Raw genomic sequence first — 14,300 nt, 5'->3', positions numbered from 1 at the left:
GGCCGATCCGGGGGAGAGCCTCCCGCACCGTCCCGCGAAGGGACATCCGTGACCGATCGCCTCCGCGTCGTCGTCGCCTCGCCGCTCAGCCCCGAGCTGATCGCCCGCATCGTCGAGCTCGAGCCGCGCCTCGACGTCGTCGCCGACCAGAGCCTCCTCCCTCCGATGCGCCACCCCGGCGACCACGGCGGAGACCCCTCCTTCCGGCGCACCCCGGAGCAGCAGCACGCCTTCGACGAGCTGGTCGACTCCGCCGACGTCCTCTACGGCGTGCCGGACGAGACCCCCGCCGCCCTCGCGCGCACAGCCGCCGCGAATCCGCGCCTCCGCTGGGTGCAGACGATGCCCGCCGGCGGAGGCGCGCAGGTGCGGGCCGCGGGGCTCGACGACGCGCAGCTGGAGCGCATCGCGTTCTCGACCTCGGCGGGAGTCCACTCCGAGCCGCTGGCCGAGTTCGGGGTCTTCGGACTCCTGGCCGGTGCCAAGTCCCTCCCGCGCCTCCAGTCCCTCCAGCGCGAGCGCGTCTGGGGCGGCCGGTGGACGATGGGGCTGATCTCGGAGCAGACGGTCCTGATCGTCGGGCTGGGCACGATCGGGCGAGCGACGGCCCGCACGCTCCAGCAGCTCGGCGCCCGCGTGATCGGCACGAGCCGCCACGAGACCGAGGTCGAGCACGTCGACGAGATCGTCGCCCCCGACGCGATCGCGGAGGTGGCGGGCCGGATCGACGGGGTCGTCGTCACCCTCCCCGGCACCGCCGCCACCGAGAAGCTGGTCGGCTCCGAGTTCTTCGCCGCGCTGCGCCCCGGCGCCTCGTTCGTCAGCGTCGGCCGCGGGACGGTCGTCGACGAGGAGGCACTGCTCGCCGCGCTCGACGACGGCCGCGTCGGCTTCGCCGCGCTCGACGTGGTGGCGGAGGAGCCGCTCGAGCAGGGCAGCCCGCTCTGGAGCCACCCGAGCGTCCTGATCAGCCCCCACACCGCGGCGCTGAACGTCGCCGAGGACCGCCTGATCGCCGAGCTCTTCGCGCGCAACGCCACCCGCTTCCTCGACGGGGAGCCCCTGATCAACCGAGTCGATACGGTGGAGTTCTACTGACACCGCCCCCGCGAGAGGACGACATGGCCCGCCCCGATGCGCCCCCGACGACGGCCGACTCCGACAGGGGCTCGGGCGCCCCGGCCGTGTCGCGCGCTCTGCGGATCCTCGACCTCCTCGCCGACGCGGGCGGCCCGCGCACGCTGACCGACATCGCCCGCGAGCTCGGGATCGCCAAGTCGTCGACCTCGAACCTCTGCGCCGCGCTGGAGGAGGGGCGGCTGATCCGCCGCGTCGGCTCCGGCTTCCTCCTCGGCCGGCGCACCGTCGAGCTCGGCAGCCACTACCTCGCCGGCTTCGACCCGGTGCGCGAGTTCTACCGGCTCTGCGAGGAGTCGCCGGTGCTCTCGCGTCAGCTGGTGCAGATCGCGCTGCTCGACGGCACCCGCGTCCTCTACCTGGCGGTGCACGAGGGGCGGGAGAGGTTCGCGCTCTCCGCGAGCGTCGGCGACAGGTATCCCGCCTCCGCCACCGCCGTCGGGACCGCCCTGCTGGCCGAGCTCGACGACGCCGAGATCGCCGAGCGCTTCGCCGACGACCGCGACATCGTCGTCTTCACCGACCGGTCCACGTCCTCGACCCGCGAGCTGCTCCGCAAGGTCGCCGCGGCGCGCCTGCGCGGCTACGCGATCGACGACGGCGAGCTGCACCCCAGCGTCCTGGGCGTCGCCGTCGCGGTCCCGGCCGCGACCCGCTCCGATCTCTCGGTCGCGGTCGGCGTCTCGCTGGTCCGGCCGGTCGCCGACGATCAGGAGGAGGTCGTCGCGGCACTCCGCGAGGCCGCCGCGGCGCTCGGCCGCCCGCCCCTCGTGGCAGGGACGCCCGCCTGACGCCTCAGCGTCCATTCTGTTGAATGGCGTTCACTGGGCTGTTACGCTCGGCCCATCCCGCCTCTGCGGGCCGGAGTGAGCGAGGCACCGTGGCGAGCAGCAGCACCAGCACGACCGGCGTCGATCCGAGAGGCGTCCGCTGATGCGCCTCGCGCGGATCCGGGCCGAGGGCGGCCCGGCCGTCGTCCTCCAGGTCGCGGGGGAGTGGCGCGAGATCGAGGACGCCTTCGCCGCGGAGCCGGTCGAGACGGGCCGCCGCTGGCCCGTCGAGGGCGCGCACCTGCTGGCCCCGGTGGAGCCCCGCGTCATCCTCGGCATGGCGCACAACGGCTCCGCGGCCGACCGGCAGCTGCCTCCGCAGGCCTTCCACAAGACGGCGCACACCCTGGCCGGGCCCGGCGATCCGATCGTGCTCGACGAGGGCATCGGCCCGGTGGTCGTCGAGGGCGAGCTCGCCCTGGTCATCGGCCGCACCGCGCGGCACCTCACCCCCGAGGACGCGCTCGCGCACGTGCTCGGAGCGACGGTCGCGAACGACGTCACCGCTCCCGGGATGATCGCCGCCGACGGCCTCTTCCTCCAGGGGAAGAACGGCGACGGCTGGACGCCGCTCGGTCCGTGGATCGAGACCGGGGTCGACGTCGACGCGGTCGGCATCACGGTGAGCGTCGACGGGGAGGTGCGGGCCGTCTCCTCGACCGATCGCCTCGGCTGGCGCGCCGCGGAGATCCTGGTGCACCTCACCTCCCACCTCACGCTCCACCCGGGTGACGTGGTCCTCACCGGCTCGCCCGGCACGGCCGTCGAGGTCGGGCCCGGCCAGGAGGTGCTGATCGCCCTCGACGGGATCGGCGCGCTCGCGAGCCGCACCGTCGCGGGCCCTCCGCGCGCGGCGCCTCCGCAGCCCTGACATCCGCCCCGACCCTCTGGAGGAACCGTGCTCTTCGACCTGACCGACCGCGTGGCGCTCGTCACCGGATCCAGCCGCGGCATCGGCCGCGCCGTCGCCACCGGCCTCGCCGAGGCGGGCGCCACCGTCGTCCTGAACGGCCTCGACCCCGAGCGCCTCGAGGCCGCCCGCGCCGAGCTCGCGGAGCGGTTCCCCGGCACGGACGACCGCCCGCGGATCCGCGCCCGCGCCTTCGACGTCACCGACGACGCGGCCGCCGAGGCGGGCGTCGCCTGGATCGAGGAGGCGGTGGGACCCCTGCGCATCCTGGTCAACAACGCCGGCGTCCAGCACCGCGTGCCCCTGCTCGAGCTCGAGGTCGCCGATTGGGAGCGGGTGCTGCGCACGAACCTCACCAGCGCCTTCCTGGTCGGCAGGGCGGCGGCGAAGCGGATGATCCCGCGCGGCGCCGGGAAGATCGTCAACGTCGCCTCGGTGCAGGCCGATCTCGCGCGGCCGACGATCGCGCCCTACACGGCCTCGAAGGGCGGGATCCGCAACCTCACCCGCGCGATGACGGCGGAGTGGGCGCAGCACGGCATCCAGGTCAACGCGATCGCTCCGGGCTACATCCACACCGAGATGACGCAGGGCCTCGTCGACGACGAGGCGTTCGACAGCTGGATCCGCGGCCGCACGCCCGCCGCGCGCTGGGGCCGCGTCGAGGACCTGATCGGCCCCGCCGTCTGGCTCGCCTCCGACGGCTCCGACTACGTCAACGGGCAGGTCGTCTTCATCGACGGCGGCATGACCGTCGTCGTCTGAGACACCCCTCGACCCACGAAGGAACCCGCATGACCGCGCTCGTCCCCGACTCCACCACCCGCGTCGTCGTCCACGCCGCCGGCGACCTCCGCGTCGAGGAGGCGCCGCTCGAGCCGCGCGGCCCCGGCGAGGCCCTCGTCGCCGTCGCGTACGGCGGGATCTGCGGCTCCGATCTGCACTACTGGACGCACGGCGCCGCGGGGGAGTCGATCCTCCGCGAGCCGCTGACGCTCGGACACGAGGTGGTCGGCACGGTCGTCGAGTCCGCGGCGGACGGCTCCGGCCCCCCGGTCGGCGCGGCCGTCGCCGTGCACCCCGCGACCGCCCGCGGCGACTGGCCCGACGGGCGCCCGAACCTCGCGACCGAGGGCACCTACCTCGGCAGTGCCGCACGGATGCCGCACACCCAGGGCGCGTTCGCCCGCCACGCGGTGCTGCCGGCGCGCATGCTCCGCGAGCTGCCGGCCGGCCTCGGGCTCCGGGAGGCGGCGCTCGCGGAGCCGGCGAGCGTCGCCTGGCACGCCGTGTCGCGCGCCGGGGCGGTGGCGGGACGGCGTGCGCTGGTCATCGGCAGCGGCCCGATCGGAGCGCTGATCGTCGCGGTGCTGAAGCGGGCGGGGGCGGCCGAGATCGTCGCGGTCGACCTGGCCGAGGAGCCGCTCGCGATCGCCCGCGCGGTCGGCGCGACCCGGACGATCCGCGCGACCGACGCCGACGCGATCGCCGAGGTCGCCGCCGACGTCGTCTTCGAGTCCTCGGGCAGCCCGCGCGGCCTCGCCTCGGCCGTCCGGGGCGCCGCTCGCGGGGGCACCGTCGTGATGGTGGGACTCCTCCCCTCGGGAGAGCAGCCGGCCCTGATCTCGCTCGCGATCACCCGGGAGCTGCACCTGATCGGCTCCTTCCGCTTCGTCGACGAGCTCGACGAGGTGCTGGCGGCGCTCGCCGACGGCAGCCTCGTGGTGGCGCCCGTGGTCACGCAGGTGCTGCCGCTGGTGCGCGCGCTCGAGGCCTTCGAACTCGCCCGCGACGCCTCCCGCTCGAGCAAGGTGCTGCTCGACTTCACTCCGTGACGGGCGCTCGAGGCGCCTCCGGAGGGTCGGGATCGCCCGAGCGTTCGGGGTTCCCTCGGACGGCGGCGCCGCCGGAGCACTACCGTTGCACCATGGCGTCCACCGATACCCCCGATTCCGCCCCCGAAGCCGACACCGCTTCCGAGAGCGCCCCCACGCTCACCTTCTCCGACCTCGGTCTCTCCGACCCGGTCCTCAAGGCCCTCAAGGAGGTCGGCTACGAGACGCCCTCGGCCATCCAGGCCGCGACGATCCCGTCCCTCCTCTCCGGCCGCGACGTCCTCGGCGTCGCCCAGACCGGCACCGGCAAGACCGCGGCGTTCGCGCTGCCGATCCTCTCGCGCCTCGACGTCTCGCAGAAGACGCCGCAGGCCCTCGTGCTGGCCCCGACCCGCGAGCTCGCCCTGCAGGTCTGCGAGGCGTTCGAGCGCTACGCGTCCGGCCTCCGCGGCGTCCACGTCCTCCCCGTCTACGGCGGCCAGGGCTACGGCACCCAGCTCTCCGCGCTCCGCCGCGGCGTCCACGTCGTCGTCGGCACGCCCGGCCGCATCATGGACCACCTCGAGAAGGGCACCCTCGACCTCTCGCAGCTGAAGTTCCTGGTGCTCGACGAGGCCGACGAGATGCTCAAGATGGGCTTCGCGGAGGACGTCGAGACGATCCTCGCGGACACCCCCGTCGAGAAGCAGATCGCGCTGTTCTCGGCGACGATGCCCGCGCAGATCCGCCGCATCTCCGGCAAGTACCTGAAGGAGCCGGAGGAGATCACGGTCAAGAACAAGACCACGACCTCCGTCAACACCACCCAGCGCTACCTGATGGTGTCGTACCCGCAGAAGGTCGACGCCCTCACCCGCATCCTCGAGGTCGAGAACTTCGAGGGCATGATCGTGTTCGTCCGCACGAAGAGCGAGACGGAGACGCTGGCCGAGAAGCTGCGCGCCCGCGGCTACACCGCGGCGGCGATCAGCGGAGACGTCGCCCAGGCCCAGCGCGAGCGCACCGTCGAGCAGCTGAAGTCGGGAAAGCTCGACATCCTCGTCGCCACCGACGTCGCCGCCCGCGGCCTCGACGTCGAGCGCATCAGCCACGTCGTCAACTACGACATCCCGATCGACACCGAGTCGTACGTGCACCGCATCGGCCGCACCGGCCGCGCGGGGCGCAGCGGAGCGGCGATCAGCTTCGTCACGCCGCGCGAGCGCCGCCTCCTCGCCGCCATCGAGAAGGCCACCCGCCAGCCGCTCACGGAGATGCGGATGCCGAGCGTCGAGGACGTCAACGTCACCCGCCTCTCGCGCTTCGACGACGCCATCACCGCGGCGCTCGCCGACACCGAGCGCCTGCAGCGCTTCCGCGACATCATCGGCCACTACGTCGAGCACCACGACGTGGTCGAGTCGGACGTCGCCGCCGCGCTGGCCATCGTCGCGCAGGGCGAGGAGCCGCTGCTGCTCTCGCCCGACGACCCCCGCTTCGCCCGTCGCGAGCGCGAGGACCGCGACTCCCGGCCCGACCGCGGCGACCGCCCCGAGCGCGGCGACCGCTTCGACCGCGGCGGCGACCGGGGCGAGCGTCCCGAGCGCCGTCAGCGCCCGGCGAACAGCAACCTCGCCTCCTACCGGATCGAGGTCGGCCGCCGCCAGCGCGTCGAGCCCCGCCAGATCGTGGGCGCGCTCGCGAACGAGGGCGGCCTCAACCGCGGCGACTTCGGGCACATCGACATCCGCCCGGACTTCTCGATCGTCGAGCTGCCGGCCGACCTGCCCCAGGACGTCCTCGACCGCCTCGCCGACACCCGCATCAGCGGCCAGCTGATCGAGCTGAAGCCCGACCGCCGTCCGAGCCGAGCGGGCGCCGACCGCGGCGCACGCCCCAGCGGCCCGAGCCGCTCGAGCGAGCGCCCGGAGCGCAAGCCGCGCTACTGACGGCTCCGTCCCAGGCGGACGGCCCCCCCTCCGCGAGATGCCACTCCGGTACAGCGACACCCGCGTGTCGCGTACCGAAGTGGCATCTCGCGTTCGTGCGGGTGCGGGGGCGGCCTCAGCGGCGCAGGACGCGCCGTGCCAGCACGTTGCCGAGCAGCTGCACCAGCTGCACGATCACGATGATCACCAGCACCGCCGCCCAGGTGACGACCGGCTCGAACTGCCGGTAGCCGTACTGGATCGCGAAGTTGCCGAGCCCGCCGGCACCGATGTAGCCGGCCACCGCCGACATGTCGATGACGGCGACGAACACGAACGTGTAGCCGAGGATCAGCGGACCGAGCGCCTCCGGCAGCAGCACCGTGCGGACGATCCGGAACCGGCTCGCTCCGACCGAGCGCGCCGCCTCGATCACGCCGGGCTGCACGGTCAGCAGGTTCTGCTCCACGATCCGCCCGATGCCGAAGGCGGCGCCGAGCGAGAGGGTGAAGACGATCGCGTCCGTGCCGATGCCGGAGCCGACCACCAGCCGGGCCAGCGGCTGGGCAGCGGCGATGAAGATGATGAACGGGATCGGCCGGAACACGTTCACGATCACGTTCAGCAGTCCGTGGACCACCCGGTTCGCGTAGAGGGCGCCGCCGCGGGTGAGCGCGAGGCCCAGGCCGATCAGGAGTCCGCCGAGCCCGCCGAAGAGGAGGCTCAGCGCGACGATGTACAGCGTCTCGCCGGTCGCCTGGACGAGCTTGGGCAGGAGCGGGATCAGCTCGTTCATCGGGGCACCTCCGTGAGGGCGACGTGTCCGCCGAGGCGGGCGAGGAGGGGGTCGACGACGTCGTCCGGAGCGTCGAGGGCGACCGTGAGGTGGCCGAAGGCCCGTCCGCGGACGTCGGTGATACCGCCGTAGACGAGCTCGAGCGGCACGCCGGCGGCCGCGACCTCGGCGAAGACGTCGCCCTGCGAGGCGGAGTCGTCCGAGAACGAGAGCGTGACCAGGCGGCCGCGGTGGCGCGCGCGCAACACGGCCGCCTCCGCGGGCGAGGGCACCGATCGGACGACGGTGGAGACGAAGCGGCGGGTGACCGGCTCGCGCGGGTCCGAGAACACGTCGAAGACGGGCCCGCGCTCGACGATGCGGCCCGACTCCATCACCGCGACCTTCGTCGCGAGCTGCTGGACCACGTCCATCTCGTGCGTGATCACGACGATCGTGACGCCCAGCTCCTCGTTGATGCGGCGGAGGAGGGCCAGCACCTCGCCGGTGGTGTCCGGGTCGAGGGCGCTGGTGGCCTCGTCCGCCAGCAGGATGCGCGGGGAGGCGGCGAGGGCGCGGGCGATGCCGACGCGCTGCTTCTGCCCGCCCGAGAGCTGCTCCGGGTGGCTGCGGGCCTTGTCGCTCAGGCCGACGAAGCGGAGCATCTCGTCGACGCGGGCGCGCTGCTCCGCCCGCGGGACGCCCGCGACCTGCAGCGGGTAGGCGACGTTCTGCTGCACGGTCTTCGAGCCGAAGAGGTTGAACTGCTGGAAGATCATCCCGATCCCCAGGCGCAGCCGGCGCAGCTCGCGCTCGGGCAGGCCGACTGTCTCGCGGCCGTCGATCTCGATGCTGCCGCTGGTCGCGGGCTCGAGGGCGTTGACGAGGCGCGCGAGCGTGCTCTTGCCGGCGCCGGAGTAGCCGATCACGCCGTAGACGTCGCCCGCCTCGATCTCGAGGCTCACGCCGTCGACGGCCGCGGTCGGGGCGGCGCCGCGCCCCGCGCCGGGGTACACCTTGCGCACGTCGGTCATGCGGATGAGCGGCACGGGGCGCCCTTTCTGTCGCGGGGGAGGCGCGGGACCGCGCCGGTGGGGAGCTCCGCGGGCGGAGGACCCGACGGGCGCGGTCCCGCAGGTGCCGGGGTCAGGAGGCGGCGGAGATGTCGGTCTCGGCCGACTCGAGCGAGGTCTCGAGCTCGGAGGCGGGTGTCTTCAGGAAGACCGCGGTGCCGCCGGACTGCTCCGAGACGCCGTCGAGCACGTCCTGGCTGTCCTGGTAGATCGAGACGAGCTTCGTGTAGGTCTCGTTCGAGGCGTCGTCGGCGCGGGCGGCGAAGACGTTCGTGTAGAGCAGGGAGGCGGGGTCGCTCGGGTCGTCCTGGGCGATCGCGTCCTCGGCGTTCAGCCCGGCGTTCTCGATGAAGTCGTTGTTGATGACCGCGGCGGCCACGTCCGGGAGCGACGTCGGGGTGAGCGAGGCCTCGAGCGCGGTGACCTGGACCTTCGAGGAGGGCTCCACGTCGTCGACGTTCGAGAGCACTCCGCCGCCGTCCTTCAGCTCCACGAGCCCGGCCGACTGCAGCACCAGCAGCGCGCGCGCCTGGTTGGTCTCGTCGTTGGGGATCGCGATGGTGGAGCCGGCCGGGATGTCGGCGACGTCGTCGTACTTCGAGGAGTAGAGGCCGAGCGGGTAGATCGCGGTCGCGCCGATCGGGACGAGGTCGGCGTCGGCCGAGGTGTTGTACTGCGCCAGGTAGGCGATGTGCTGGAACTGGTTGAGGTCGATCTCGCCCTCGGTGAGAGCCGGATTGGGCTGGTTGTAGTCGCTGAAGTCGACGATCTCGATGTCGATCCCGGCGTCGGCGGCGGCCTTCTCGTAGGTGGCCCAGTAGGGATCGCTCGCGCCGACGACGCCGATGCGGACGGTGTCGTCGCCGCCGCCCGCGCCGGAGCAGCCGGCGAGGAGGAGGGCGGCGGAGGCGGCGATCGCGGAGGTCGCGAGGAGTCGGGTGCGCAGAGTCATGGCTGTGGGGATCCTTCCGTGGAGAGGATCCGGGCACTCGGCGCCGGCCGGGCGGTGCTGGTCACCGCCGGCGCTGCGACCGGCCTTCCGGTCGCTCGGCGCCGCGACTGCGCGGATCCCGGGGATCACCTTACGAAGGTGGCCGGACCCGCGCGAAGGCCGCGCGTAACACGGCGACTCGGAGCGGCGCCGCCGCGCGCTCAGCTCGCGAGTGCGCCGTCCTCGCCCGCCGACGCCTCGTGCGTGGCGATCCGCTTCGCGATCGCGTCGCGCTCGGCCCGGAGCGACGCGATGGTCGGCTTGTCCAGGCGGGGGTCGGCCAGGTCGGCGAAGGGGCTCGCGGCGCCGGTGCGCGCGGACACGAGCGCGGCGTACGTCTTCGTCGCGGCGCGGAGCTCGGCTCCGGCCCGTTCGACCTTCCGCGGCTTCGACTCCTTGTCCGACACGAGCCGGGCGTGCTTGTCGAGGGCCTCTACCAGTGCGCGGTGCGCAGCGTCAATCTTCTTGCTCATAGGCGCATTATGGCGCAGGATCGGCGCACAGCACCGAACGCGATCCCGCACCCGCCCTCCATCACCCTTCGCGAGATGCCGCCTGTGACGACGACACGCCGTGGCGGGGCGTCACAGGTGGCATCTCGCGGGGAGAGGACGGGTCAGCGGGCGACCGGCGTGGAGACGGACGACGCGCCCGCGCTGGTGGCGACCGCGTCGAGGACCCGCTGCACGTCGAGGGCGTCCGCGAACGTGGGCGTGACGGCGGTGCCGCCGGCGATCGCCTCGACGAGGTCGACGACCTGGTGCGTGAAGAGGTGCTCGTAGCCGATGCCGTGCCCGGTCGGCCACCAGGCCGACATGTACGGGTGCGCCGGCTCGGTGACCTGGATGCGCCGGAAGCCCTGCGCCTCCTCGGGGTCGCGGGCGTCGTAGTACTCGAGCTCGTTCATCCGCTCGAAGTCGAACGCGATCGAGCCGAGCTCGCCGTTCACCTCGATGCGGTTGGCGTTGCGGCGGCCGGTCGCGACGCGGGTGGCCTCGAAGACGCCCAGAGCGCCGCCCTCGAAGGAGGCGGTGAAGGCCGCGGCGTCGTCGACGGTCACGGCGCCGCGCGGGGCGTCGGCACCGGCGCGGCCGCCGAGGCCGACCTGCTCGCTGAGCACGGGGCGCTCGGTGGTGAAGGTGCGCATCGTCGCCGAGACGGAGGTGATGCCGCGGCCGGTCAGCCACTGGGCGGTGTCGATGCTGTGCGCGCCGATGTCGCCGAGGGCGCCCGAGCCGGCCCGCTCCTTCTGCAGGCGCCAGGTCAGCGGCGCCTCGGAGTCGGACAGCCAGTCCTGCAGGTACTGGGCGCGCACGTGGCGGATATCGCCGAGGCGGCCCTCCTCGATGAAGCGCTTGGCGAGGGCGAGGGCCGGGGTGCGGCGGTAGCTGAAGCCGCACATCGCGACCTTGCCGGAGGCGGCGGCCGCGGCGACCATCCGCTCCGCCTCCTCGACCGAGTTGGCGAGGGGCTTCTCGCACAGCACGTGCTTGCCGGCCTCGAGGGCCGCGACGGCGATCTCGGCGTGCGTGTCGCCCGGGGTGCAGATGTCGACGAGGTCGATGTCGTCGCGGGCGATGACGGCCCGCCAGTCGGTGGAGGCCTCGCTCCAGCCCAGCCGCTCGGCGCGCTCGGCGGTCGAGTCGGGGTTGCTCCCCACGAGCACGGCGAGCTCGGGGCGGAGGGGGAGGGGGAAGAAGCGGGAGGCGGTGCGCCAGGCGTGCGAGTGGGTGCGGCCCATGAAGGCGGTCCCCACCATCGCGACGCGCAGGGCTCGGTCGTTCGACATCGTCGTCCTTTCGTCGGCCGTACGACCCTGCCACGGGTCGGGGCGCGGGCGCTACCGCGCTCGGCGAGGCCGCCTCCACGGCGACGCGCCCGGGCTGCACGGACAGGAGCGTGTTCATAGGGTTCGGAGAGCGCTCTATCACGGACGGAATGTCTCAACCGCCGCCGTCAGATGTCGCGTAATCCCGCGGATCCCTGCCCTGACGCGGCAGCAGGGAGCCCTCCGGGCGACTGGGCGATCACCGCAACGGCCTTCGAATCGGTTCAGAACTTTTGCTTGACCCGCGACGTAAGTGGAAGTAGCTTCATCCGCATGGTCACCGCAGACCCCCGCAGCACTGCTGCACAGCCTCTTCCCCGCACCTCCGACGAGTCTCAGCAGCTGCTTCTGCAGATGCGCGGCATCGTGAAGGTCTTCCCCGGCGCCCGTGCTCTCGACGGCGTCGACCTCGATGTCCGACCCGGTGAGGTGCACTGCCTCCTCGGCCAGAACGGCGCCGGCAAGTCCACCCTCATCAAGACCCTCGCCGGGGCCCACCAGCCCACCGAGGGCGAGATCCTCGTCGACGGGAACGTCGTCACGATCCCGTCCCCGACGGCGGCCCTCGCCCTGGGCATCGCGACGATGTACCAGGAGCTCGACGTCGTCGACGGCCTCTCCGTCGCCGAGAACATCTTCCTCGGCCACGAGCTCTCCCGCGGCGGCTTCACCGCCCGGGCGAAGGCCACGAGGATCACCCGCGAGCTGATGGAGCGCCTCGGCCACTCCGAGATCTCGCCGAACCGCGAGGTCGGCACGCTCTCCGCCGCCGGCAAGCAGATCGTGCAGATGGCCCGCGCCCTCTCGCACGACGCGCGGGTCATCATCATGGACGAGCCCTCCGCGGTGCTCGACTCCGAGGAGGTGGAGAACCTCTTCCACGTGGTGCGCCAGCTCACCGCCTCCGGTGTCGCCATCGTCTACATCTCGCACCGCCTCGACGAGATCCGCGCCATCGGCGACCGGATCACCGTGATCAAGGACGGCGCCACCGTCGCGCAGAACCTCGCGGTCGCCGACACCCCCACCTCGAAGCTCATCACCCTGATGACCGGCCGCGCGGTCGAGTACGTCTTCCCGGACCGCCAGGAGCTCGACGTCGAGGCCGAGACGCTGCTGAAGGTCGAGAAGCTGGGCCTGCAGGGCTCCTTCTCGGACGTCTCCCTCGAGATCCGCGCCGGCGAGGTCGTCGGCCTCGCGGGGCTGGTCGGCTCCGGCCGCTCCGAGATCCTCGAGACCATCTACGGGGCGCGCCGCGCCAGCACCGGGACGGTCAGCGTGGCGGGCAAGCGCCTGCGCGCCGGGTCCGTCACCTCGGCGGTCGACGCCGGCATCGGCCTCTGCCCGGAGGAGCGCAAGAGCCAGGGCCTGCTCCTGGACGAGCCGGTCTACCGCAACATCACCCTCTCGACCTTCGACCGCTTCGCCAAGCGCGGCTTCCTCGACGAGCGCTCCGAGCGCGCGGCGGCGGCCGAGCAGGCGGTCTCCCTCGACCTGCGGCCCTCCGGGGTCGACCGCGACGCCCGCACCCTCTCCGGAGGCAACCAGCAGAAGGCGCTCCTCGCCCGCTGGCTGGTGCGCGGCTGCCGCGTCCTGCTGCTCGACGAGCCGACCCGCGGGGTCGACGTCGGCGCGCGGGCCGAGATCTACACCCTGATCAGGGACCTCGCGACCAACGGCGCCGCCGTGCTCGTGGTCTCCAGCGAGATCGGCGAGGTCCTCGGACTCTCCGACCGAGTGCTCGTGATCTCCGACGGCGCCGTGGTCCACGAGGGCCCGGCCGATTCGATCGACGAGCACCGCGTGCTCGATCTCGTCATGGAAGGAAGTGCAGCGTGAGCGGACAGCTCGACACCGCGTCGCCGTCGATCGGCGGTCCGCAGGAGGACGCCGCCCGTCACGCGTCGGCCGCGACCGGAGGCGCCTCCGGGGGCGTCCCGACCAAGGACTCCCGCTCCGGGGTCGCCCGCCTCATGCAGGGCTCCCTCGGCCGCAACGTCGGGCTGCTGCTCGCGCTGGTGATCCTCTGCATCGTCGGATTCGCGACCGCGGGGGAGCGCTTCGCCAGCGTCGACAACGTGCTCACGATCCTCCGCCTCGCCGCCGTCATCGGCGTGCTGAGCATCGGCATGACCTTCGTCATCACCTCCGGCGGCATCGACCTCTCGGTCGGCTCCGTGATGGGGCTCGCGACGGTCTGGGCGAGCACGGTCTCGACCCAGTACTACGCGGCCAACACCTCCTGGCTGGTGATCGTGCTCACCGCGGTCGTCGTCGGCCTCGTCTGCGGCCTGATCAACGGCGCGCTGATCGCCTACGGCCGGGTCGTCGCCTTCATGGCCACCCTGGCGATGCTCGTCGCCGCCCGCGGCTTCGCCGAGCTGATCTCGAACCGCCAGACGCAGGTCGTCACGGTCACGCCGTTCCTCGACTTCTTCCGCGCCGACGTGCTCGGCATCCCGGTGCTCGTGCTGATCTTCGTGGTCGTCGCCGTCGCCGGCTGGATCCTGCTCAACCGCACCACCTTCGGACGCCGCACCATCGCGGTCGGCGGCAACCCGGAGGCGGCCCGTCTCGCCGGCATCAAGGTCCGCCGCCACACCATGTACGTCTACGGCCTCGCCGGGCTCACCGCCGGCATCGCCGCCGTCATGATGCTCGCCCGCACCACCGCCGGCAGCTCGACCAACGGCCTCCTCTACGAGCTCGACGCCATCGCGGCGGTCGTCGTCGGAGGCACGCTGCTGGCCGGCGGCCGCGGCACCATCGTCGGCACCGTGTTCGGCGTCCTCATCTTCACGACCCTGACCAACGTGTTCACGCAGAACAACATGTCGACCTCGACTCAGGCCGTCGCGAAGGGCGCGATCATCGTCGCCGCCGTCCTGCTGCAGCAGCGGTTCGCCGCCCGCGGCAGGAAGTCCTGACCCCGGGGCTCCGGCCCCGCTCCTCCACACACAGCAACCCACCCGACCACTCAGGTCACCTCTCCGCAGGACACGTGTGCCCTCGGA

General features: G+C 72.9%; 13 protein-coding genes. 8 read left to right on the top strand and 5 right to left on the bottom strand.

Going from position 1 to position 14,300, the window contains the following annotated elements; genetic code table 11:
* The first annotated feature begins 48 nt into the window (after positions 1-48).
* The 6 genes from C5C24_RS02260 to C5C24_RS02235 all read left to right on the top strand — a co-directional run bounded on the left by C5C24_RS02260 (position 49) and on the right by C5C24_RS02235 (position 6,640).
* Complete coding sequence (locus C5C24_RS02260) at positions 49-1,098, top strand: D-2-hydroxyacid dehydrogenase (RefSeq protein WP_104275893.1); 1,050 nt, start codon at positions 49-51, stop codon at positions 1,096-1,098.
* Positions 1,099-1,121: 23 nt separating this feature from the next.
* Positions 1,122-1,928 carry an IclR family transcriptional regulator gene (locus C5C24_RS02255; protein ID WP_104304192.1) on the top strand — a complete coding sequence of 269 codons (807 nt, stop codon included), beginning with the start codon at positions 1,122-1,124 and terminating at the stop codon, positions 1,926-1,928.
* 142 nt (positions 1,929-2,070) lie between these two features.
* Positions 2,071-2,838, top strand: coding sequence for a fumarylacetoacetate hydrolase family protein (locus C5C24_RS02250; protein WP_104304191.1), 768 nt, complete (start codon positions 2,071-2,073; stop codon positions 2,836-2,838).
* A gap of 27 nt (positions 2,839-2,865) precedes the next feature.
* Positions 2,866-3,642: an SDR family oxidoreductase gene (locus tag C5C24_RS02245; protein ID WP_104304190.1), complete on the top strand. Its 777-nt coding sequence runs from the start codon at positions 2,866-2,868 to the stop codon at positions 3,640-3,642.
* A gap of 29 nt (positions 3,643-3,671) precedes the next feature.
* Positions 3,672-4,712 carry an L-idonate 5-dehydrogenase gene (locus tag C5C24_RS02240; protein ID WP_104304189.1) on the top strand — a complete coding sequence of 347 codons (1,041 nt, stop codon included), beginning with the start codon at positions 3,672-3,674 and terminating at the stop codon, positions 4,710-4,712.
* A gap of 92 nt (positions 4,713-4,804) precedes the next feature.
* Complete coding sequence (locus C5C24_RS02235) at positions 4,805-6,640, top strand: DEAD/DEAH box helicase (RefSeq protein WP_104237941.1); 1,836 nt, start codon at positions 4,805-4,807, stop codon at positions 6,638-6,640.
* Positions 6,641-6,755: 115 nt separating this feature from the next.
* Here the strand turns inward: C5C24_RS02235 and C5C24_RS02230 are convergent, their stop codons facing one another.
* The 5 genes from C5C24_RS02230 to C5C24_RS02210 all read right to left on the bottom strand — a co-directional run bounded on the left by C5C24_RS02230 (position 6,756) and on the right by C5C24_RS02210 (position 11,247).
* Positions 6,756-7,415 carry a methionine ABC transporter permease gene (locus C5C24_RS02230; RefSeq protein WP_104233527.1) on the bottom strand — a complete coding sequence of 220 codons (660 nt, stop codon included), beginning with the start codon at positions 7,413-7,415 and terminating at the stop codon, positions 6,756-6,758.
* Complete coding sequence (locus tag C5C24_RS02225) at positions 7,412-8,443, bottom strand: methionine ABC transporter ATP-binding protein (RefSeq protein ID WP_258065013.1); 1,032 nt, start codon at positions 8,441-8,443, stop codon at positions 7,412-7,414. Before C5C24_RS02225 ends, C5C24_RS02230 begins: the two co-directional genes overlap by 4 nt.
* Before the next feature lie 97 nt (positions 8,444-8,540).
* Positions 8,541-9,419 (bottom strand): MetQ/NlpA family ABC transporter substrate-binding protein, encoded by an 879-nt coding sequence (locus C5C24_RS02220; protein WP_104275887.1) that lies wholly within the window; start codon positions 9,417-9,419, stop codon positions 8,541-8,543.
* Between the two features lie 200 nt (positions 9,420-9,619).
* Positions 9,620-9,931 carry a hypothetical protein gene (locus C5C24_RS02215; RefSeq protein WP_104275886.1) on the bottom strand — a complete coding sequence of 104 codons (312 nt, stop codon included), beginning with the start codon at positions 9,929-9,931 and terminating at the stop codon, positions 9,620-9,622.
* 143 nt (positions 9,932-10,074) lie between these two features.
* Positions 10,075-11,247, bottom strand: coding sequence for a Gfo/Idh/MocA family protein (locus C5C24_RS02210; protein ID WP_104275885.1), 1,173 nt, complete (start codon positions 11,245-11,247; stop codon positions 10,075-10,077).
* A 393-nt stretch (positions 11,248-11,640) separates the two neighbouring features.
* Between C5C24_RS02210 and C5C24_RS02205 the strand changes: the two genes are divergently transcribed.
* Positions 11,641-13,125 (top strand): sugar ABC transporter ATP-binding protein, encoded by a 1,485-nt coding sequence (locus C5C24_RS02205; RefSeq protein ID WP_208543410.1) that lies wholly within the window; start codon positions 11,641-11,643, stop codon positions 13,123-13,125.
* A gap of 134 nt (positions 13,126-13,259) precedes the next feature.
* Positions 13,260-14,213, top strand: coding sequence for an ABC transporter permease (locus tag C5C24_RS02200; RefSeq protein WP_068256795.1), 954 nt, complete (start codon positions 13,260-13,262; stop codon positions 14,211-14,213).
* Positions 14,214-14,300: the final 87 nt, after the last annotated feature.

Source organism: Rathayibacter sp. AY2B3 (assembly GCF_002931755.1).
Lineage (GTDB): Bacteria > Actinomycetota > Actinomycetes > Actinomycetales > Microbacteriaceae > Rathayibacter.
The sequence above is the reverse complement of the archived record's forward strand: the minus strand, read 5'-3'. Positions and strand labels throughout refer to the sequence as shown.

What these genes read in the sequence shown, in the direction of transcription:
- C5C24_RS02255 (WP_104304192.1), top strand. Translation starts at nt 1,122, where the DNA reads ATGGCCCGCCCCGATGCGCCCCCGACGACGGCCGACTCCGACAGGGGC.
- C5C24_RS02250 (WP_104304191.1), top strand. Translation starts at nt 2,071, where the DNA reads ATGCGCCTCGCGCGGATCCGGGCCGAGGGCGGCCCGGCCGTCGTCCTC.
- C5C24_RS02240 (WP_104304189.1), top strand. Translation starts at nt 3,672, where the DNA reads ATGACCGCGCTCGTCCCCGACTCCACCACCCGCGTCGTCGTCCACGCC.
- C5C24_RS02235 (WP_104237941.1), top strand. Translation starts at nt 4,805, where the DNA reads ATGGCGTCCACCGATACCCCCGATTCCGCCCCCGAAGCCGACACCGCT.
- C5C24_RS02230 (WP_104233527.1), bottom strand. Translation starts at nt 7,415, where the DNA reads ATGAACGAGCTGATCCCGCTCCTGCCCAAGCTCGTCCAGGCGACCGGC.
- C5C24_RS02220 (WP_104275887.1), bottom strand. Translation starts at nt 9,419, where the DNA reads ATGACTCTGCGCACCCGACTCCTCGCGACCTCCGCGATCGCCGCCTCC.
- C5C24_RS02215 (WP_104275886.1), bottom strand. Translation starts at nt 9,931, where the DNA reads ATGAGCAAGAAGATTGACGCTGCGCACCGCGCACTGGTAGAGGCCCTC.
- C5C24_RS02210 (WP_104275885.1), bottom strand. Translation starts at nt 11,247, where the DNA reads ATGTCGAACGACCGAGCCCTGCGCGTCGCGATGGTGGGGACCGCCTTC.
- C5C24_RS02205 (WP_208543410.1), top strand. Translation starts at nt 11,641, where the DNA reads ATGCGCGGCATCGTGAAGGTCTTCCCCGGCGCCCGTGCTCTCGACGGC.
- C5C24_RS02200 (WP_068256795.1), top strand. Translation starts at nt 13,260, where the DNA reads ATGCAGGGCTCCCTCGGCCGCAACGTCGGGCTGCTGCTCGCGCTGGTG.